The 16,941-nt window shown below is 62.4% G+C and carries 29 protein-coding genes; all 29 read left to right on the top strand.

Annotation, left to right across the window (positions count from 1 at the left end; genetic code table 11):
- Positions 1-13 precede the first annotated feature (13 nt).
- Entirely contained in the window at positions 14-328 is a 315-nt protein-coding gene (rpsJ, locus tag ACE3OA_RS20305) for a 30S ribosomal protein S10 (protein ID WP_298681953.1), read from the top strand.
- 14 nt (positions 329-342) lie between these two features.
- Positions 343-1,035 carry a 50S ribosomal protein L3 gene (gene rplC / locus ACE3OA_RS20300; protein ID WP_374314221.1) on the top strand — a complete coding sequence of 231 codons (693 nt, stop codon included), beginning with the start codon at positions 343-345 and terminating at the stop codon, positions 1,033-1,035.
- Positions 1,036-1,046: 11 nt separating this feature from the next.
- Entirely contained in the window at positions 1,047-1,676 is a 630-nt protein-coding gene (gene rplD, locus ACE3OA_RS20295; RefSeq protein ID WP_374314282.1) for a 50S ribosomal protein L4, read from the top strand.
- Between the two features lie 14 nt (positions 1,677-1,690).
- Complete coding sequence (locus ACE3OA_RS20290) at positions 1,691-2,005, top strand: 50S ribosomal protein L23 (protein WP_374314279.1); 315 nt, start codon at positions 1,691-1,693, stop codon at positions 2,003-2,005.
- A gap of 3 nt (positions 2,006-2,008) precedes the next feature.
- A complete protein-coding gene (rplB, locus tag ACE3OA_RS20285; protein WP_374314219.1) occupies positions 2,009-2,833 on the top strand; it encodes a 50S ribosomal protein L2 in 825 nt (274 codons plus the stop codon).
- Between the two features lie 15 nt (positions 2,834-2,848).
- Positions 2,849-3,127 (top strand): 30S ribosomal protein S19, encoded by a 279-nt coding sequence (gene rpsS / locus ACE3OA_RS20280; protein ID WP_374314217.1) that lies wholly within the window; start codon positions 2,849-2,851, stop codon positions 3,125-3,127.
- A 2-nt stretch (positions 3,128-3,129) separates the two neighbouring features.
- On the top strand, positions 3,130-3,522 hold the full coding sequence (rplV, locus tag ACE3OA_RS20275) for a 50S ribosomal protein L22 (protein ID WP_374314215.1): 393 nt from the start codon (positions 3,130-3,132) through the stop codon (positions 3,520-3,522).
- Entirely contained in the window at positions 3,522-4,244 is a 723-nt protein-coding gene (gene rpsC, locus ACE3OA_RS20270) for a 30S ribosomal protein S3 (protein WP_374314213.1), read from the top strand. The genes rplV and rpsC overlap by 1 nt, the downstream gene beginning before the upstream one ends.
- A gap of 22 nt (positions 4,245-4,266) precedes the next feature.
- Positions 4,267-4,683, top strand: a complete 417-nt coding sequence (gene rplP, locus ACE3OA_RS20265; RefSeq protein ID WP_374314211.1) for a 50S ribosomal protein L16 — start codon at positions 4,267-4,269, stop codon at positions 4,681-4,683.
- An 18-nt stretch (positions 4,684-4,701) separates the two neighbouring features.
- Positions 4,702-4,899, top strand: a complete 198-nt coding sequence (rpmC, locus tag ACE3OA_RS20260) for a 50S ribosomal protein L29 (RefSeq protein WP_374314209.1) — start codon at positions 4,702-4,704, stop codon at positions 4,897-4,899.
- Positions 4,900-4,910: 11 nt separating this feature from the next.
- Positions 4,911-5,156 carry a 30S ribosomal protein S17 gene (rpsQ, locus tag ACE3OA_RS20255; RefSeq protein WP_374314206.1) on the top strand — a complete coding sequence of 82 codons (246 nt, stop codon included), beginning with the start codon at positions 4,911-4,913 and terminating at the stop codon, positions 5,154-5,156.
- A 38-nt stretch (positions 5,157-5,194) separates the two neighbouring features.
- On the top strand, positions 5,195-5,563 hold the full coding sequence (gene rplN, locus ACE3OA_RS20250) for a 50S ribosomal protein L14 (RefSeq protein ID WP_303980476.1): 369 nt from the start codon (positions 5,195-5,197) through the stop codon (positions 5,561-5,563).
- A 23-nt stretch (positions 5,564-5,586) separates the two neighbouring features.
- A complete protein-coding gene (rplX, locus tag ACE3OA_RS20245; protein ID WP_374314204.1) occupies positions 5,587-5,904 on the top strand; it encodes a 50S ribosomal protein L24 in 318 nt (105 codons plus the stop codon).
- Between the two features lie 14 nt (positions 5,905-5,918).
- Positions 5,919-6,464 (top strand): 50S ribosomal protein L5, encoded by a 546-nt coding sequence (rplE, locus tag ACE3OA_RS20240; protein WP_374314201.1) that lies wholly within the window; start codon positions 5,919-5,921, stop codon positions 6,462-6,464.
- Between the two features lie 21 nt (positions 6,465-6,485).
- Positions 6,486-6,791, top strand: a complete 306-nt coding sequence (gene rpsN / locus ACE3OA_RS20235; RefSeq protein WP_133611794.1) for a 30S ribosomal protein S14 — start codon at positions 6,486-6,488, stop codon at positions 6,789-6,791.
- A 13-nt stretch (positions 6,792-6,804) separates the two neighbouring features.
- On the top strand, positions 6,805-7,200 hold the full coding sequence (gene rpsH, locus ACE3OA_RS20230) for a 30S ribosomal protein S8 (RefSeq protein ID WP_374314197.1): 396 nt from the start codon (positions 6,805-6,807) through the stop codon (positions 7,198-7,200).
- 18 nt (positions 7,201-7,218) lie between these two features.
- A complete protein-coding gene (gene rplF, locus ACE3OA_RS20225; RefSeq protein ID WP_374314195.1) occupies positions 7,219-7,752 on the top strand; it encodes a 50S ribosomal protein L6 in 534 nt (177 codons plus the stop codon).
- Between the two features lie 9 nt (positions 7,753-7,761).
- Complete coding sequence (gene rplR / locus ACE3OA_RS20220) at positions 7,762-8,124, top strand: 50S ribosomal protein L18 (RefSeq protein ID WP_374314194.1); 363 nt, start codon at positions 7,762-7,764, stop codon at positions 8,122-8,124.
- Between the two features lie 17 nt (positions 8,125-8,141).
- Complete coding sequence (rpsE, locus tag ACE3OA_RS20215; RefSeq protein WP_374314192.1) at positions 8,142-8,711, top strand: 30S ribosomal protein S5; 570 nt, start codon at positions 8,142-8,144, stop codon at positions 8,709-8,711.
- A 15-nt stretch (positions 8,712-8,726) separates the two neighbouring features.
- The gene (gene rpmD, locus ACE3OA_RS20210) at positions 8,727-8,912 is read left to right on the top strand and encodes a 50S ribosomal protein L30 (RefSeq protein WP_374314190.1); all 186 of its coding nucleotides are present in this window, start codon (positions 8,727-8,729) and stop codon (positions 8,910-8,912) included.
- Between the two features lie 11 nt (positions 8,913-8,923).
- Positions 8,924-9,415, top strand: a complete 492-nt coding sequence (rplO, locus tag ACE3OA_RS20205; RefSeq protein ID WP_374314188.1) for a 50S ribosomal protein L15 — start codon at positions 8,924-8,926, stop codon at positions 9,413-9,415.
- A 101-nt stretch (positions 9,416-9,516) separates the two neighbouring features.
- Positions 9,517-10,866 carry a preprotein translocase subunit SecY gene (secY, locus tag ACE3OA_RS20200; protein ID WP_374314186.1) on the top strand — a complete coding sequence of 450 codons (1,350 nt, stop codon included), beginning with the start codon at positions 9,517-9,519 and terminating at the stop codon, positions 10,864-10,866.
- Positions 10,863-11,519 (top strand): adenylate kinase, encoded by a 657-nt coding sequence (locus ACE3OA_RS20195; RefSeq protein ID WP_374314184.1) that lies wholly within the window; start codon positions 10,863-10,865, stop codon positions 11,517-11,519. The genes secY and ACE3OA_RS20195 overlap by 4 nt, the downstream gene beginning before the upstream one ends.
- Before the next feature lie 181 nt (positions 11,520-11,700).
- The gene (rpsM, locus tag ACE3OA_RS20190) at positions 11,701-12,078 is read left to right on the top strand and encodes a 30S ribosomal protein S13 (protein WP_374314182.1); all 378 of its coding nucleotides are present in this window, start codon (positions 11,701-11,703) and stop codon (positions 12,076-12,078) included.
- A 21-nt stretch (positions 12,079-12,099) separates the two neighbouring features.
- Complete coding sequence (rpsK, locus tag ACE3OA_RS20185) at positions 12,100-12,504, top strand: 30S ribosomal protein S11 (protein WP_374314180.1); 405 nt, start codon at positions 12,100-12,102, stop codon at positions 12,502-12,504.
- Positions 12,505-12,678: 174 nt separating this feature from the next.
- Positions 12,679-13,692 carry a DNA-directed RNA polymerase subunit alpha gene (locus ACE3OA_RS20180; protein WP_374314178.1) on the top strand — a complete coding sequence of 338 codons (1,014 nt, stop codon included), beginning with the start codon at positions 12,679-12,681 and terminating at the stop codon, positions 13,690-13,692.
- Between the two features lie 205 nt (positions 13,693-13,897).
- The gene (gene rplQ / locus ACE3OA_RS20175; protein ID WP_374314176.1) at positions 13,898-14,317 is read left to right on the top strand and encodes a 50S ribosomal protein L17; all 420 of its coding nucleotides are present in this window, start codon (positions 13,898-13,900) and stop codon (positions 14,315-14,317) included.
- A gap of 106 nt (positions 14,318-14,423) precedes the next feature.
- Positions 14,424-15,821: a Do family serine endopeptidase gene (locus ACE3OA_RS20170; protein ID WP_374314173.1), complete on the top strand. Its 1,398-nt coding sequence runs from the start codon at positions 14,424-14,426 to the stop codon at positions 15,819-15,821.
- A gap of 18 nt (positions 15,822-15,839) precedes the next feature.
- Positions 15,840-16,941, top strand: a 1,102-nt coding sequence (locus tag ACE3OA_RS20165; protein WP_374314171.1) for a replication-associated recombination protein A, incomplete at its 3' end; no start/stop codon positions are given.

Below are 16,941 nucleotides of genomic sequence, written 5' to 3'. Positions count from 1 at the left end.
AAGGATCCAGAAGATGGAAAGCCAGAATATCCGCATCCGCCTGAAGGCGTTCGATCATCGTGTGCTCGACCAGTCGACCAACGAGATCGTCTCCACGGCGAAGCGTACGGGTGCCCAGGTCCGCGGTCCCATTCCGCTGCCGACGCGCATCGAGCGCTTCACCGTTAACCGTTCGCCGCACGTCGACAAGAAGAGCCGCGAACAGTTCGAGATCCGCACCCACAAGCGGCTGCTCGATATCGTTGATCCGACCCCGCAGACGGTGGACGCGCTGATGAAGCTCGACCTCGCCGCCGGCGTGGACGTCGAGATCAAGTTGAAGAATTAAGAGGAGGGGCACCTATGCGAACCGGCCTCATCGCCCAAAAGCTGGGCATGACCCGCGTCTTCGCCGAAGATGGCGCGCACGTGCCCGTGACCTTGTTGAAGGTCGCTGGTTGTCAGGTCATCGCCGTCCGGACCGAAGAGCAGAATGGCTATAACGCCGTTCAGCTTGGTCTCGACAAGGCGAAGGTGAAGAATGTCTCGAAGGCCCAGCGGGGCCATTTCGCCAAGGCGAAAGTCGAGCCGAAGAAGAAGATCGCGGAATTTCGCGTGGATAAGGACGCCCTCCTGGAAGTCGGCGCCGAGCTCAGTGCTGATCATTTCGTCGCCGGCCAGTTCGTCGACGTCACCGGCACCACGATCGGCAAGGGCTTCGCGGGTTCCATGAAGCGCTGGAACTTCGGCGGTCTGCGTGCGACCCACGGCGTGTCGGTCTCGCACCGCAGCCATGGTTCGACCGGCAACCGTCAGGATCCGGGCCGTACCTTCCCGGGCAAGAAGATGGCCGGTCATCTGGGCGACGAGCGCGTCACCACCCAGAACCTGAAGGTCGTCGGCACTGATCCGGCTCTCGGCATCGTCATGGTGAAGGGCGCCGTTCCGGGCCACGAGGGCTCCTATGTCCTCATCAAAGACGCCGTCAAGCGGCCCCTGCCGAAGGAGGCGCCGTTCCCGGCCGCCCTCAAGGCAAAAGCCGAAGCGGCTGAGTGAGCGAGGAAATCATGAAGCTCAAGGTCATCGACATCAATAACAAGCCCAAGGGCGAGATCGAGTTGGACGACACCACGTTCAACGACATCTTCGGTCGTCCGGTCCGCAAGGACATCCTGGCGCGTGTGGTCAACTGGCAGCTGGCCAAGCGCCGCTCCGGCAACCACAAGACCAAGGAAATCGGCGACGTCTCCGGCACCACCAAGAAGCCGTACTCGCAGAAGGGTACCGGCCGCGCCCGTCAGGGCTCGCTGCGCTCGCCGCAGTTCCGTGGCGGCGCCACCATTTTCGGCCCCGTCGTGCGCAGCCATGCCCACGACCTACCGAAGAAGGTCCGCGCCCTCGGCCTCAAGACCGCCCTCTCGGCCAAGGCCAAGGAAGGCAAGCTCATCGTCCTCGATGGCGTCGGTTCCGACTCCAAGACCAAGGACGTGGTGAAGAAGTTCGAAGCTCTGGGTTGGAAGTCGGTTCTTCTCATCGAAGGCCCGGCGGTCACCGAAGGCTTCGCCCGCGCCGCGCGCAACATTCCCCATGTGGATGTGCTGCCGCAGCAGGGTGCGAACGTGTACGACATCCTGCGCCGCGACACCTTGGTTCTCACCAAGGACGCCGTGCAACATCTGGTGGAGCGCCTGAAATGAGCCGCGCACGTAAGATGGTCACGCCGAAGGTGAAGCTCTCCGACGCAGCGATGCTGGAGATGATCCGCCGTCCCCATGTGACCGAAAAGTCGACCATGGGGTCGGAGCATAACCAGGTCACCTTCAAGGTGCCGCTCGATGCCAGCAAGCCGGAAATCAAGGCTGCGGTCGAAGGCGTGTTCAAGGTGAAGGTCGATGCCGTCAACACCATTCGTGTCGAAGGCAAGTCCAAGCTGTGGCGCGGCCGTGCCGGCAAGCGTCCGGATTTCAAGAAAGCGATCGTGACCCTCGCCGAGGGCCACAAGATCGATGTGACGACGGGGATCTAAGCCATGGCTTTGAAGAATTTCAAGCCGACCTCCGCCGGTCGCCGCCAGCTGGTGCTGGTCGACCGTAGTGAGCTCCACAAGGGCGAGCCCGTTAAGGCTCTCACCGAGGGTCTCAAGAAGTCGGGTGGTCGCAACAACTATGGCCGTATCACGGCTTTCCGCACCGGTGGTGGCCACAAGCGCCGCTACCGCATGGTCGACTTCAAGCGCGGCAAGTTCGACGTGCCTGCGACGGTCGAGCGCCTGGAATACGATCCGAACCGCACCGCGTTCATCGCCCTCATCAAGTATGCGGACGGCGAACTGGCCTACATCCTGGCACCGCAGCGCCTCAAGGCCGGCGACCAGGTCGTCTCCGGCGACCGCGTCGACGTGAAGCCGGGCAATGCGATGCCGCTGCGCTCGATCCCGGTCGGCACCATCATCCACAATGTCGAACTGAAGCCCGGCAAGGGTGGCCAGATGGCCCGTTCCGCCGGCACCTTCCTGCAGCTGGTGGGCCGCGACCAGGGCAATGCGCTGCTGCGCATGCCGTCGGGCGAAGTCCGCATGGTCAAGGCCGAATGCATGGCCACGATCGGTGCGGTCTCCAACCCGGACCAGCAGAACACTTCGATCGGCAAGGCCGGTCGCGCCCGTCATCTCGGCTACCGCCCGACCACGCGCGGTATCGTGATGAACCCGGTCGACCATCCGCACGGCGGTCGTACCAATGGCGGCCGTGCCTGGGTCACTCCCTGGGGCAAGCCGACCAAGGGCAAGAAGACGCGTCACAACAAGAAGACGGATGGCCAGATCGTGCGCCGCCGTCATGCAGCGAAGAAATAAGGAGGGCGACTAAAAATGGCTCGCTCCGTATGGAAAGGTCCGTTCGTTGACGGTTATCTGCTGAAGAAGGCAGATGCCAGCCGCGCTTCGGGCCGCAACGAGGTGATTAAGACTTGGTCGCGCCGCTCGACCATCCTGCCGCAATTCGTCGGCCTCACCTTCGGCGTCTATAACGGCCAGAAGTTCCTGCCGGTCCTCGTCACCGAGAACATGATCGGCCACAAGTTCGGCGAGTTCTCGCCGAGCCGGACCTTCCACGGCCATGCCGCCGACAAGAAGGCTAAGAGGGCCTAAAGATGAGCAAACAGAAGAAAGCACGCGCGCTGAAGGACACCGAGGCGAAGGCTGTTGCCTCGGTCGTGCAGACCACACCGCGCAAGCTTAACCTTGTTGCACAAATGATCCGCGGTCTCGACGCCCAGCCGGCCCTGGCCGCCCTCACCTTCTCCAAGAAGCGTGCGGCCCAGGACGTCAAGAAGGTGCTGCAGGCAGCGATCGCGAATGCCGAGAACAACCATTCGCTCGACGTCGACCGCCTGTTTGTCGCCGAGGCCTATGTCGGCAACAGCTTCCGACTGAAGCGCTTCCATGCCCGCGCCCGCGGCCGTGGCGTGAAGGTGGTGAAGCTCTGGAGCAACCTGACCGTGGTCGTGCGCGAGCGCGTCGAAGCAGCCGAGGAGGCAAAGTAATGGGTCAGAAAGTCAACCCGATCGGCCTGCGCGTTGGTATCAACCGCACCTGGGATTCGCGCTGGTTCGCCGACAAGGACTACGCCCAGCTCCTCCACGAGGATCTGCGCATTAAGAAGTTCCTGACTGAGCGCCTCAACCAGGCCGGTGTCGCCCGCGTCGTCATCGAACGTCCGGCCAAGAAGGCCCGCGTCACCATCCACACGGCTCGTCCGGGTGTGGTGATCGGCAAGAAGGGCGCCGACATCGAGAAGCTGCGCGGCGAATTGTCGAAGATGACGGGTTCGGAAGTGAGCCTCAACATCATCGAAATCCGCAAGCCGGAAATCGATGCCAAGCTCATCGCCGACAACATCGCCCAGCAGCTCGAGCGCCGTGTCGCGTTCCGTCGCGCCATGAAGCGCGCGGTCCAGTCGGCCATGCGCCTTGGCGCGCTGGGCATCCGAATCAACTGCTCGGGCCGTTTGGGCGGCGCCGAGATCGCGCGTCTCGAATGGTATCGCGAAGGTCGCGTGCCGCTCCACACGCTGCGCGCCGAGATCGATTTCGGTGAAGGTACGGCCAAGACCACCTACGGCACCTGCGGTGTCAAGGTGTGGGTGTTCAAGGGCGAGATCATGGGCCACGACCCGATGGCGATGGACAAGCGCTCGATGGAGCATCAGTCCACCGGTCATCAAGGCTCAGGTCATCAGGGTGCCGGCGCTGAGCGTCGGGCCTGATTGAGCGATAGGGAATAAGAAGATGCTTTCTCCAAAGCGAACGAAATTCCGTAAGGCCCACAAGGGCCGCGTCAAGGGTGTCGCCAAGGGCGGCTACACGCTCGACTTCGGCGCCTTCGGCATGAAGGCGATGGAACCCGGCCGCATCACGGCGCGCCAGATCGAAGCGGCCCGCCGCGCGATCACGCGTCACATGAAGCGCGTTGGCAAGGTCTGGATCCGCATTTTCCCGGACGTGCCGATCAGCCGGAAGCCGGCTGAAGTGCGCATGGGCTCGGGCAAGGGCAACCCGGAATACTGGGTCTGCCGCGTGAAGCCCGGCCGCATCATGTTCGAGATCGACGGCGTGCAGAAGAGCCTGGCTCAGGAAGCCTTCACGCTCGCCGCCGCCAAGCTGCCGATCAAGACGCGCCTCGTCGGCCGTCTCGGCGAAGAATAAGAAACGAGGAACCCGATCATGAAGGCGAAAGACGTTAGCCTGAAGACCGAGGACCAGCTCAAGGCGGACCTCGTTAATTTGAAGAAAGAGGCCTTCAACCTGCGCTTCCAGCGTGCGTCGGGCCAGCTCGAGAACACCGCGCGCGTGCGCGTCGTTCGTCGTGACATCGCCCGTATCGAGACTTCGCTGCGCCAAAAAGCGCTGGCGAAGGCGTAAGGAGAAAGAGAATGCCCAAGCGCGTTCTGCAAGGTACCGTGGTCAGCGACAAGACCGACAAGACCGTCACCGTTCTGGTCGAGCGTCGCGTCATGCACCCCGTGTACAAGAAGTTCATCCGCCGTTCGAAGCGTTACGCTGCGCACGATGCGGACAACAAATGCAAGGTCGGCGACGTGGTCTACATCCGCGAATGCCGCCCCTTGTCGAAGACGAAGCATTGGGAAGTGGTCGACGCTGCCACCGCCCAGGCTTGAACGATAACCAGCGTAATTGTAACGAGAGGATCTGAACCATGATCCAGATGCAGACGAACCTGGATGTCGCCGACAACTCAGGCGCGCGCAGGGTGCAGTGCATCAAGGTGCTGGGTGGCTCGAAGCGCCGCACAGCCGAGGTCGGCGACGTCATCGTCGTGTCGATCAAGGAAGCCATTCCGCGCGGCAAGGTGAAGAAGGGCGATGTCCATCGCGCCGTCATCGTGCGCACCGCCAAGGAAATCCGCCGCGCCGACGGCAGCGCCATCCGCTTCGACCGCAATGCTGCGGTGTTGATCAACAAGCAGGGTGAACCTATCGGCACCCGCATCTTCGGCCCGGTGACTCGCGAGCTCCGCGGCAAGAAGTTCATGAAGATCATCTCGCTCGCTCCCGAAGTGTTGTGAGCGCGAGAGGCAAGGTGCTGAAAATGGCAACGAAGCTTAAAGTCAAAAAGGGCGACAAGGTGGTTGTGATCACCGGTCGCGACAAGGGCAAGACCGGCGAGATCATCGAGGTCAACCCGACTGAAAACCGCGTCAAGGTGCGCGGCGTCAACATGGTGAAGCGTCACCAGAAGCAGTCCATGCAGACGCCGGGTGGGATCATCGAGAAGGAGGCGCCGATTCACGTCTCTAACATCGCCCACATCGACCCGAAAACGCAGAAGCCGACCCGTGTCGGCTACCGGACCGAAGGCGAGGACAAGATCCGTTTCGCCCGTCGTTCTGGCGAAAAGATTGGTTGAGGGAGCGCTAGGAAATGGCACGCACCCGTTTGCAAGATCATTACGAAACCGTCGTTCGTCCGGCCCTGATGAAGGAGTTCTCCTACGAGAACGCCATGCAGGTCCCGAAGATCGAGAAGATCGTCATCAACATGGGTGTCGGCGAAGCGACCGCCGACAGCAAGAAGATCAACGTCGCGGTCGATGAGCTCACCGCCATCGCCGGCCAGAAGCCGGTGGTGACCAAGGCTCGTAAGTCGATTGCGACCTACAAGCTGCGCGAAGGTATGTCGATCGGCACCAAGGTGACGCTCCGCCGCCAGCGCATGTACGAGTTCCTCGATCGTCTGATCACCATCGCCCTGCCGCGCGTCCGCGATTTCCGCGGCGTCAACGGCAAGAGCTTCGATGGCCGCGGCAATTATGCCCTGGGCCTGAAGGAGCAGCTGGTGTTCCCCGAGATCGATTACGACAAGGTCGATGCAGTTCGGGGCATGGACATCATTATCGTCACAAGCGCCAAGACCGATGCTGAGGCCAAGGCGTTGCTGAAGGGCTTTCAAATGCCCTTCATCAATTAAGCCGAAGCCGGAGGAAAAGACATGGCTAAGACAAGCTCCGTCGAGAAGAACAAGAAGCGCGAGAAGATGGCGAAGCAGTATGCTGCCCGCCGCGCCCGCCTGAAGGCTGTTGCCGATAACGAAGCACTGCCGATGGAAGAGCGTTTCGCCGCGCGCCTCAAGCTCGCCGAACTGCCGCGCAACTCGTCCAAGGTCCGTATTCGCAACCGTTGCGAACTGACCGGTCGCCCGCGCGCCACCTATCGCAAATTCAAGCTGTCGCGCATTGCGTTGCGCGAGCTCGCTTCGACCGGCCAGATTCCTGGCATGGTCAAGTCGAGCTGGTAAGGAGCAAGAGATCATGGCAATGAACGATCCCTTGGGAGATCTCCTGACGCGCATCCGCAACGGCCAGAAGGCCCGGATGTCGGCAGTGACCAGCCCCGCTTCGCGTCTTCGCGCCAACGTGCTCGATGTGCTGAAGCGTGAAGGCTATATCCGCAACTACAGCGTCGACGGCTCCAAGCCCGGCGGCGAAATCACGGTCGAGCTCAAGTATCACGAGGGTCAGCCCGTGATTCAGGAGATCGCCCGCGTGTCGACCCCCGGTCGGCGCGTCTATTCGCGGATTTCCGATCTGCCGCGTTACTATAACGGCCTCGGTATCTCCATTTTGTCGACGCCCCGTGGCGTCCTCTCGGACAGCGAAGCGCGCACCCAGAACGTGGGTGGCGAAGTGCTGTGCCGCGTATTCTAAGCGAGGAGGACCCAAGTCATGTCTCGCGTTGGTAAAAATCCCGTCGCCCTGCCGCAAGGTGTGAGCGTCGACCTCGCCGGTGGCCTGGCCACGGTGAAGGGCAAGCTCGGCGCTCTCAAGCTGCCGATCTCTGCGCATGTCGAAGTCAAGGTCGAGGGCGACAAGGTGTGGGTGAAGCCCATCACCGAAACAAAGCAGGCTCGTATGAGCTGGGGCGCTACCCGCGCCAATCTCAAGAACATGGTCGAAGGCGTTTCCAAAGGCTTCACCAAGGTTCTCGAGATCAACGGCACCGGTTACCGTGCTGCCGTCCAGGGCAAGAACCTGCAGCTCAATCTCGGCTATTCCCATGACGTGAGCTATCCGATCCCGGAAGGCATCACGGTGAAGTGCGATAAGCCGACGTCGATCTCGATTACCGGGTTCGACAAGCAGAAGGTCGGCCAGGTGGCCTCGGAAATCCGTGAATACCGCAAGCCGGAGCCCTACAAGGGCAAGGGCATCAAGTATTCGGACGAGACCATCCTGCGCAAGGAAGGCAAGAAGAAGTAAGGGCTGGACATGTCGAAAACGAAAGAACTTTTCGAGCGCCGCAGGGCGCGCGTCCGGACCCAGATCCGGAAGAAGTCGATCGGGCGCCCGCGTTTGTCGGTGTTCCGTTCGAGCCTGCACATCTATGTTCAGATCATCGACGACGTGAACGGCAACACGCTTGCCGCCGCTTCGACGGTCGATAAGGAACTCAAGGGCAAGATCAAGACCGGCGCCAACATCGATGCCGCCAAGGCCGTGGGCAAGCTCATCGCCGAACGTGCCGTCTCGAAGGGCATCAAGGAAGTCGTGTTTGATCGCGGCGGTTACATTTACCACGGTCGGGTCAAGGCCCTGGCCGACGCTGCCCGCGAAGCCGGGCTGGCGTTCTAAGGAAGGGACCGGAAACAATGGCCAAACCAGCAAAAAGCGAGCGCCGCGACCGCGAGCGCCGTGACCGGGAGACCGAGGTCGAGCTCATCGAAAAGCTCGTCGGCATCAACCGCGTTGCAAAGGTGGTGAAGGGTGGTAAGCGCTTCGGCTTTGCCGCGATCGTCGTCGTCGGTGACGGCAAGGGTCGCGTCGGCCACGGCTCGGGCAAAGCCCGCGAAGTGCCGGAAGCGATCCGCAAGGCGACCGAACATGCCAAGCGCGGCATGATCCGTGTCGCTCTGCGCGAGGGCCGCACGCTGCATCATGACGTCACCGGCCATTACGGTGCCGGCCGTGTCGTGCTGCGCGCTGCCGATGCCGGTACCGGCATCATCGCCGGCGGTCCGGTCCGTGCGATCTTCGAAGCGCTCGGCGTCAATGACGTCGTCGCTAAGTCGGTCGGCACCTCCAACCCGCACAACATGATCCGCGCTGCGTTCGACGCGCTCAATCATTGCTCCTCGCCCCGTTCCGTGGCTGCCCGCCGCGGCAAGAAGGTGAGCGACGTGATTGGCCGCAAGGACGCCGCCGCCGAAGCCCGCGAATAACGGGGGAAGTGAAAAATGGCTGACAAAGTCAAAATCACCCAGGTCGGCAGCCGCATCGGTCGCAAGTTCGACCAGCGCGATACGCTGAAGGCCCTGGGCCTCGACAAGATGAACCGTTCGCGCGTGGTCGAAGACACGCCGTCGATCCGCGGCATGATCCGCAAGGTCCAGCATCTGCTGCTGATCGAACCGGTGAAGTAAGGAAATCCATCATGAAGCTTCATCAGCTTTCCGATAACCCGGGCGCCCGCAAGAAGCGCATCCGCGTCGGCCGCGGTATCGGTTCGACCAAGGGCAAGACCGCCGGCGTCGGCGGCAAGGGTCAGCACGGTCGTTCCGGCGTCGCCATCAACGGCTTCGAAGGCGGCCAGATGCCGCTCTATCGTCGCCTGCCCAAGCGCGGCTTCAACAACATTTTCCGCCTCGATTTCTCGGTGGTGAATGTCGGCGCGCTGCAGGATGCGATCGATGCCAAGCGCCTCGATGCCACCAAGCCGATCAACGGCAAGGCGTTGAAGGCTGCCGGCCTCATCGGTCGCGTGCGCGACGGTGTGCGTTTGCTCGCCAAGGGCGAATTGAAGACCAAGGTCAACATCACGGTGGTCGGTGCCTCCAAGGCGGCGGTTGCGGCAGTGGAAAAGGCCGGCGGTTCGGTGACCATCAAGGCGCCGAAGCAGCCCAAGGAAGCGGCCGCCCAGGCCTAAACGATAATCGGGCCTCCGGTGGCAAATCGGGGGCCCGATCCCTATATGCTTGAGATCACCCCGCCTGATTCACCCGCACTGACCGCGCCGAAGGGTAACTGATGGCCTCCGCTGCTGAACAACTTGCCGCCAATATCAATTTCGGTGCCTTCGCCAAGGCCGAAGAGCTCAAGGCGCGCATCTGGTTCACGCTCGGCGCCCTGATCGTCGCCCGCATCGGTGCCTATATCCCGCTGCCCGGGATCGATGCCGCGGCCTTTGCCGCCATCTTCCAGCAGCATTCGGGCGGCGTGCTCGGCATGGTCGACATGTTCGCCGGTGGTGCCATCAGCCGCATGACGGTCTTCGCGCTCGGCATCATGCCGTACATCTCCGCCTCGATCATCATGCAGCTCCTGACCTCCGTCTCGCCCCAGCTCGAGGCGTGGAAGAAGGAAGGCGAATCGGGTCGCAAGAAGATCAACCAGTACACCCGCTACGGCACCGTCATTCTCGCCATGGTCCAGGCCTTCGGCATGGCCAATGGCTTGCAGAACATGGCTGGTCCCTCGGGCGGCGCCGTCATCAACCCGGGCATGATGTTCGTGCTGGTCACCGTCTTCACCCTGACCGGCGGCACCATGTTCCTGATGTGGCTGGGCGAGCAGATCACCGCCCGCGGCATCGGCAACGGCATTTCGCTCATCATCTTCGCGGGTATCGTCTCGCGCCTGCCGACCTCGCTCGGCCAGCTGCTGGAACAGCTCTGGGCCGGGTCGATCTCGGGCCTCACTGTCCTTCTCTTCGCCGTGATCGCGGTCGCAGTCATCACCGGTATCGTCTTCTTCGAGCGCGCCCAGCGCCGCCTCATTGTGCAGTACCCCAAGCGCCAGGTCGGCAACCGCATGTTCGGCGGCGAATCCTCGCACCTGCCGATGAAGCTGAATGCCTCAGGCGTCATCCCGCCGATCTTTGCGTCCTCGATCCTGCTCCTCCCGCTGACCGTCGCCGGATTCTACGGTACCGGCGCCGATACGCCGGGCTGGCTGCAGGAGGCGATGGCCTATTTCGGCCACGGCAGGCCGCTTTACATCGTTTCCTACATCGCCCTCATCGTCTTCTTCGCCTTCTTCTACACGGCGATCGTCTTCAACCCCGAGGACACCGCTGAAAATCTGAAGAAGCATGGCGGCTTCCTGCCCGGGATCCGTCCCGGCAAGAACACGGCTGAATATTTCGACTATGTGCTGACGCGCCTCACCGTGATCGGTGCTGCCTATCTCGCGGTCATCTGCGCGCTGCCGGAAGTCCTCATCGCCAATTACGCCATGCCGTTCTATTTCGGTGGCACCAGCCTGCTCATCGTCGTTTCGGTCACGATGGACACGGTGGCGCAGATTCACTCGCATCTGCTGGCGCACCAGTACGAAGGTCTGCTGAAGAAATCCAAGCTGAAGGGGCGGCGCGGATGAAACTGATACTGCTGGGCCCGCCGGGGGCGGGTAAGGGGACCCAGGCAAAGCGTCTTTACGATCGGCATCATTTGGTTCAGCTGTCGACCGGCGACATGCTGCGCGCCGAAGTGGCGTCGGGCTCGGCCCTGGGGGCGGAAGCCAAGCGCGTGATGGATGCCGGCCAGTTGATGCCGGACGCCATCGTCATCGGCATGATTGAAAAGCGGATCGAGCAGCCCGACTGCAAGGATGGCTTCGTCCTCGACGGTTTCCCGCGCACGGAAGGCCAGGCGACGGCACTCGACGAGATGCTGGCGCGGCACAAGGCCAGGATCGACGGCGTCATCGAACTCGCGGTGGATGAGAACGCGCTGGTCGAGCGTATCTCCGGCCGCTATGCCTGCGCCAAATGCGGTGCCGGCTATCACGACAAATTTCAGAAGCCGAAGGTTGCCGGCGTTTGCGATTCCTGCGGTGGTACCGACTTCACCCGCCGCAAGGACGACAACGCCGAAACGGTCAAAGCCAGGCTGGTCGCCTATCGCGAGCAGACAGCCCCGATTCTGCCCTATTACAAGGGCAAGGGATTGCTGCATCAGGTGGACGGCATGGCGGAACTTGATGAAGTCACCAGTCAGATCGAACAGGTATTAACGAAAATCAAGGGGTAAGCCTTTGAATTCGTTAATATAACAGAATCGCCTCGAATGCGGGGTGGTGGTTGACGGGCGGGCATTTCGCCATATAATGCGCGCCTTCTCGACCCACCCGGCTGAACCCTGGGGTTTAGGGCGTTTCGACTTGCGTCAATCGAAGGATTGGCGTTGATCGCATGAATTAAGGAGAGCCGACGTGGCGCGTATTGCTGGCGTGAACATTCCGACGCAAAAGCGGGTGGTCATCGCACTGACCTACATCACTGGCATTGGCCCGAAGAAGGCCAGCGAGATCTGCACGAAGGTTGGCATTCCGGCCGAACGCCGCGTGCATCAGCTGACCGACGCCGAAGTCGGTAAGATCCGTGAAACCATCGACCAGGATTACATGGTCGAGGGCGATCTGCGCCGCCAGACGGCGATCAACATTAAGCGCCTGATGGACCTGGGCTGCTACAAGGGCCTGCGTCATCGCAAGGGCCTGCCGGTCCATGGCCAGCGCACCCATACCAATGCCCGCACCCGCAAGGGCAAAGCGGTTGCCATCGCCGGCAAGAAGCAGGCGACGAAGTAATTTAAAGGACGGACTTAGAAAATGGCGAAAGCTGCAGCAGCCGCACCGGCGGGTCGCGTACGTAAGCGCGAACGCAAGAACATCACGTCGGGCATCGCCCATGTGAATGCGTCGTTCAACAACACCATGATCACCATCACCGATGATCAGGGTAACACCGTCGCCTGGGCCTCGTCCGGCGCGCAGGGCTTCAAGGGTTCGCGTAAGTCGACCCCGTATGCCGCCCAGGTCGCTGCCGATGTTGCCGCCAAGAAGGCGATGGAGCATGGCGTGAAGACCCTCGAGGTCGAAGTGAAGGGTCCGGGTTCGGGCCGCGAGAGCGCGCTCAGGGCCTTGCAGGCCGCTGGCTTCACCATCACCTCGATCCGCGACGTGACGCCGATCCCGCATAACGGCTGCCGCCCGCCCAAGCGTCGCCGCGTCTAAGAAGAATTTGGTTCCGGCGCGGTTTAAGCCGGTGCCACCAGCGACGTGAGCGGGAAGCAATGCTTCCCGCCACACGCGTTTTAGGACCAACCGATCGCACGACCTGCCAAATCGGATCGCCGGACCGGAAACGACAGAATGGTTTCTGGCCGGATTTGAGAAAGGATACGACCCGTGATTCAGAAGAACTGGACCGAACTGATTAAGCCGAACAAGAAGTTCGACGCCGGCCACGATGCCAAGCGCGGCGGCACGCTTATCATGGAACCGCTTGAGCGCGGCTTTGGCCTGACGCTCGGCAACGCGCTGCGTCGCGTGCTGCTCTCCTCGCTGCAGGGCGCTGCCGTGACCGCCATCCATGTCGATGGCGTGCTGCATGAGTTCAGCTCGATCCCGGGTGTGCGCGAAGACGTGACCGACATCGTCCTCAACGTGAAGCAGATCGCTTTGCGCATGGGCGGTGACGGCCCGAAGCGCATGCGCCTCAAGGCGCAAGGCCCCGGCGAAGTGAAGGCCGGCCAGATCGAAGTCGGCCATGACATCGAGATCTTGAACCCGGATCTGGTGCTCTGCACCCTCGATCAGGGCGCCAATCTCTCGATGGAATTCACGGTCGAAGCCGGCAAGGGCTATGTCCCGGCCGCCAACAACCGCCCGGAAGATGCTCCGATCGGCCTCATCCCGGTCGACGCCATCTTCTCACCCGTGAAGAAGGTTTCCTACAAGATCGACAACAGCCGCGTCGGCCAGGTGACCGACTATGACCGTCTGTCGCTCTCGATCGAGACCAACGGCGCCGTGACCCCGGAAGATGCGTTGGCCATCGCCGCGCGCATTCTCCAGGACCAGCTGCAGCTCTTCATCAACTTCGAAGAGCCGACCGCTGCCGTCGCCGAAGTGGCCACGTCCGAGCCGCCGTTCAACCGCAACCTGCTGCGCAAGGTCGACGAGCTCGAGCTCTCGGTGCGTTCGGCCAACTGCCTCAAGAACGACAACATCGTCTATATCGGCGATCTCGTTCAGAAGACGGAAGCCGAAATGCTGCGCACGCCGAACTTCGGCCGCAAGTCGTTGAACGAGATCAAGGAAGTCCTCGCCCAGATGGGTCTCCATCTCGGCATGGAAATCCCGAACTGGCCGCCAGAGAACATCGAAGACCTGGCCCGCCGTCTCGACGAGCCGTATTGAGTTTTGTGATTGGGATGTGACCGGCATATCCGCCGGTCATGTCCTGTTTTGGGTCATGGTGACCCGCCCCTGCCGCGCCTGAGGCCGCCCAGAGATCTACTCTGGTACCTTGCGCCGGATCTGGGATTGCCATCGGATCTACGGCCGCCGCCGATTTCGATCGCCGGCATGGAGCCGCAGGCCAGGAAGAGGAAGGAGCCAAAAAATGCGTCACGGTTTAAGGGGTCGTAAGCTCAACCGGACCAGCAGCCATCGTAAGGCGCTGTTCATGAACCTGTCTCAGGCTTTGATTAAGCACGAGCAGATCACGACCACATTGCCCAAGGCGAAGGATCTGCGTCCGATCGTCGAGCGTCTGGTGACCGTCGGCAAGAAGGGCGGCCTCGCTGCCCGTCGTCAGCTGATCGCTCAGCTGCAGGACGAGAAGCTCGTCGAAAAGCTCCTCACCACCCTGGCCACCCGTTACAAGACCCGCGCCGGCGGCTACACCCGCGTGCTGAAGGCCGGTTTCCGTCATGGCGACATGGCGCCGATGGCCGTGATCGAGTTCGTCGATCGCGACGTCAGCGCCAAGGGCCAGGATTCGGGTCCGAAGCAGAATGCGGGCGAAGCCGAAGCGGCCTGATCAGGCCGGGCTTACAGCCCCAGGAAGTAGAGAAGGGCGGCCTTGTCGGCCGCCCTTTTTGCTATCATCTACTCACCATGACAACTGATGGAATGACGGGCCGTCGATGAAAAGCATATACGCCGCATTTGCCGCCCTTCTGCTGCTGGCGCCATCGCCGGTCCTGGCCGAGGATGCGGTGCCGCAATCGCAGGGGCAGATCGACCTTACCTTCGCGCCGCTGGTCAAGGCCGCCGCGCCGGCGGTGGTCAACATCTACACCCGTACCGTCATCAAGGAGCGGCAGGCCTCGCCCTTTTTCGATGATCCCTTCTTCCGCCAGTTCTTCGGCGACCAGTTCAAGTCCGGCCAGCCCAAGGAGCGCGTCCAGGGGTCGCTGGGGTCGGGCGTCATCGTGCGCACCGACGGCCTCATCGTCACCAACAACCATGTCATCGAGGGCGCCGACCAGATCCGCGTCGTGCTCAATGACAAGCGCGAGTTCGAGGCCAAGGTGATTGCGGCCGAGGAGCGGCTCGATCTCGCTTTGCTCAAGGTCGAAACCAAGGGCGAGGCCCTGCCGGTGCTGACCTTGCGCGATTCCGACGAGCTTGACGTGGGCGATCTCGTCCTGGCAATCGGCAATCCCTTCGGCGTCGGGCAGACGGTCACCTCGGGCATCGTTTCCGGCGTTGCCCGCACCAATACCGGCATCGGCGATTTCGGCTATTTCATCCAGACTGACGCTGCCATCAATCCCGGTAATTCCGGCGGCGCCCTCATATCCACCGACGGCAAGCTGATCGGCATTCCGACGGCGATCTTCTCCAAGACCGGCGGCTCGGTCGGTATCGGCTTTGCCATTCCCAGCAACATGGTGGCGGCGGTGATCAAGGCCGAAGGGAATGGCGGCAAGCTGGTGCGCCCCTGGATCGGCGCTGCCGGCGAAGCGGTCACCAACGACATCGCCCAGAGCCTAGGCCTGGCCCGCCCGGTCGGCGTGGTCGTGCAGCAGCTATACGCCGACGGCCCGGCCGAAAATGCGGGCATCAAGCCCGGCGACATCATCGTCGGCGTCAATGGCCGTGAGGTCGAGGATCCCGAAGGCCTCCGCTTCCGCCTCGCGACCCTGCCGGTCGGCGAGAATGCGACGCTCAACCTTATCCGCAAGGGTGCGGCAATCGATCTGCCCGTGGCGCTCATCGCCCCGCCGGACCAGCCGGCCCCGGGTGAAACGCTGCTTAGCGGGCGTCAGCCATTGTCCGGTGCCCTCATCGTCAATCTGTCGCCGGCCACCGCCGACGAACTCAATATCGGCGCCTGGGAGGGTGTTGCGATCGCCAAGATCAAACGCGGCAGCATCGCCGACCGCATCGGCTTCGAGGCCGGTGACTTGATCGTCAAGATCAACGACCATGAGATCACCTCGGCGGCCGATCTCGCCAACTTGATGGATGAAACGCCGGCGCCCTGGTCGATCACCGTAAATCGGGGCGGCAAGGTCAAGACCTTCAATCTCGACTGAAGAAAGGCGAGGGGTGCTTTGAGCGGTCTTTTCGAATCCCAGGCACCCCGCCCGCTCGCCGACCGGCTGCGCCCGCAGAAGCTCGTCGATATCGTCGGCCAGGACCATCTCATCGGCCCCACCGGGCCGATCACGCGCATGCTGGCGGCGGGCCAGGTCTCCTCGATGATCCTGTGGGGGCCGCCGGGTTGCGGCAAGACGACGCTCGCCAAGCTGCTGGCCGACGGAGTCGATCTTCATTTCGAATTGCTTTCGGCGGTCTTTTCCGGTGTCGCCGACCTGCGGAAGGTGTTCGAGGCGGCCCGCGAGCGCCGCCGCATGGGGCAGGGGACACTGCTCTTCATCGACGAAATCCACCGCTTCAACCGCGCCCAGCAGGATGGTTTCCTGCCCTACGTCGAAGACGGCACCATCGTGCTCGTGGGCGCCACGACCGAAAATCCGTCTTTCGAACTCAACGCGGCGCTTCTCTCCCGCGCGCAGGTCTTCGTGCTCAACCGGCTGGATGCGGCGGCCGAGGAATTGCTGCTGGCGCGTGCCGAGGATCTGATGGGCTATCGCCTGCCGCTCAACGAGGCGGCGCGCAAGGCCCTCCTCGACATGGCCGATGGCGACGGGCGCTATCTCCTCAACCTCGCCGAGGAACTCTTCCGCCTGCCGCCAGAGATCGAGCTCGACCCGGCCGGTCTCGGGAAGGCGGTGCAGCGGCGCGCACCCCTCTACGACAAGGCGCAGGAAGGGCATTACAATCTCATCTCGGCCCTCCACAAATCCTTGCGCGGTTCGGATACCGATGCCGCCCTCTATTGGTTCGCGCGCATGCTGGATGGGGGCGAGGACCCGCTCTACATCGCCCGCCGCCTGGTCCGCTTCGCGGTCGAGGATGTGGGGCTTGCCGATCCGCAGGCGCTGCCCCAGGCCCTGGCCGGCTGGGATACCTATAAGCGCCTCGGTTCGCCGGAAGGCGAGCTCGCTCTGGCGCAGGTGGTGATCTATCTCGGCACCGCACCCAAATCGAATGCCGCCTACAAGGCCTATAACACCGTCCGCCGGGCAGCGAAGGCCAACGGCTCACTCATGCCGCCCAAGCATATCCTCAATGCGCCCACCAAGCTGATGA

It is taken from the genome of Dongia sp., assembly GCF_041906375.1.
In the GTDB taxonomy this organism is placed as follows: Bacteria; Pseudomonadota; Alphaproteobacteria; order Dongiales; family Dongiaceae; genus Dongia.
This window is presented reverse-complemented; position numbering and strand designations above follow the sequence as displayed.

Coding starts and splice junctions, on each gene's coding strand:
- rplR (WP_374314194.1), top strand. CDS start 7,762: ATGTCGAAAACGAAAGAACTTTTCGAGCGCCGCAGGGCGCGCGTCCGG.
- rpmD (WP_374314190.1), top strand. CDS start 8,727: ATGGCTGACAAAGTCAAAATCACCCAGGTCGGCAGCCGCATCGGTCGC.
- rpmC (WP_374314209.1), top strand. CDS start 4,702: ATGAAGGCGAAAGACGTTAGCCTGAAGACCGAGGACCAGCTCAAGGCG.
- rpsK (WP_374314180.1), top strand. CDS start 12,100: ATGGCGAAAGCTGCAGCAGCCGCACCGGCGGGTCGCGTACGTAAGCGC.
- rpsN (WP_133611794.1), top strand. CDS start 6,486: ATGGCTAAGACAAGCTCCGTCGAGAAGAACAAGAAGCGCGAGAAGATG.
- rpsH (WP_374314197.1), top strand. CDS start 6,805: ATGGCAATGAACGATCCCTTGGGAGATCTCCTGACGCGCATCCGCAAC.
- rpsS (WP_374314217.1), top strand. CDS start 2,849: ATGGCTCGCTCCGTATGGAAAGGTCCGTTCGTTGACGGTTATCTGCTG.
- rpsE (WP_374314192.1), top strand. CDS start 8,142: ATGGCCAAACCAGCAAAAAGCGAGCGCCGCGACCGCGAGCGCCGTGAC.
- rplP (WP_374314211.1), top strand. CDS start 4,267: ATGCTTTCTCCAAAGCGAACGAAATTCCGTAAGGCCCACAAGGGCCGC.
- rplN (WP_303980476.1), top strand. CDS start 5,195: ATGATCCAGATGCAGACGAACCTGGATGTCGCCGACAACTCAGGCGCG.
- rplC (WP_374314221.1), top strand. CDS start 343: ATGCGAACCGGCCTCATCGCCCAAAAGCTGGGCATGACCCGCGTCTTC.
- rplO (WP_374314188.1), top strand. CDS start 8,924: ATGAAGCTTCATCAGCTTTCCGATAACCCGGGCGCCCGCAAGAAGCGC.
- ACE3OA_RS20170 (WP_374314173.1), top strand. CDS start 14,424: ATGAAAAGCATATACGCCGCATTTGCCGCCCTTCTGCTGCTGGCGCCA.
- rplF (WP_374314195.1), top strand. CDS start 7,219: ATGTCTCGCGTTGGTAAAAATCCCGTCGCCCTGCCGCAAGGTGTGAGC.
- rplB (WP_374314219.1), top strand. CDS start 2,009: ATGGCTTTGAAGAATTTCAAGCCGACCTCCGCCGGTCGCCGCCAGCTG.
- rpsC (WP_374314213.1), top strand. CDS start 3,522: ATGGGTCAGAAAGTCAACCCGATCGGCCTGCGCGTTGGTATCAACCGC.
- rplD (WP_374314282.1), top strand. CDS start 1,047: ATGAAGCTCAAGGTCATCGACATCAATAACAAGCCCAAGGGCGAGATC.
- rplE (WP_374314201.1), top strand. CDS start 5,919: ATGGCACGCACCCGTTTGCAAGATCATTACGAAACCGTCGTTCGTCCG.
- rplV (WP_374314215.1), top strand. CDS start 3,130: ATGAGCAAACAGAAGAAAGCACGCGCGCTGAAGGACACCGAGGCGAAG.
- ACE3OA_RS20195 (WP_374314184.1), top strand. CDS start 10,863: ATGAAACTGATACTGCTGGGCCCGCCGGGGGCGGGTAAGGGGACCCAG.
- ACE3OA_RS20290 (WP_374314279.1), top strand. CDS start 1,691: ATGGTCACGCCGAAGGTGAAGCTCTCCGACGCAGCGATGCTGGAGATG.
- rplX (WP_374314204.1), top strand. CDS start 5,587: ATGGCAACGAAGCTTAAAGTCAAAAAGGGCGACAAGGTGGTTGTGATC.
- rpsQ (WP_374314206.1), top strand. CDS start 4,911: ATGCCCAAGCGCGTTCTGCAAGGTACCGTGGTCAGCGACAAGACCGAC.
- secY (WP_374314186.1), top strand. CDS start 9,517: ATGGCCTCCGCTGCTGAACAACTTGCCGCCAATATCAATTTCGGTGCC.
- rplQ (WP_374314176.1), top strand. CDS start 13,898: ATGCGTCACGGTTTAAGGGGTCGTAAGCTCAACCGGACCAGCAGCCAT.
- rpsJ (WP_298681953.1), top strand. CDS start 14: ATGGAAAGCCAGAATATCCGCATCCGCCTGAAGGCGTTCGATCATCGT.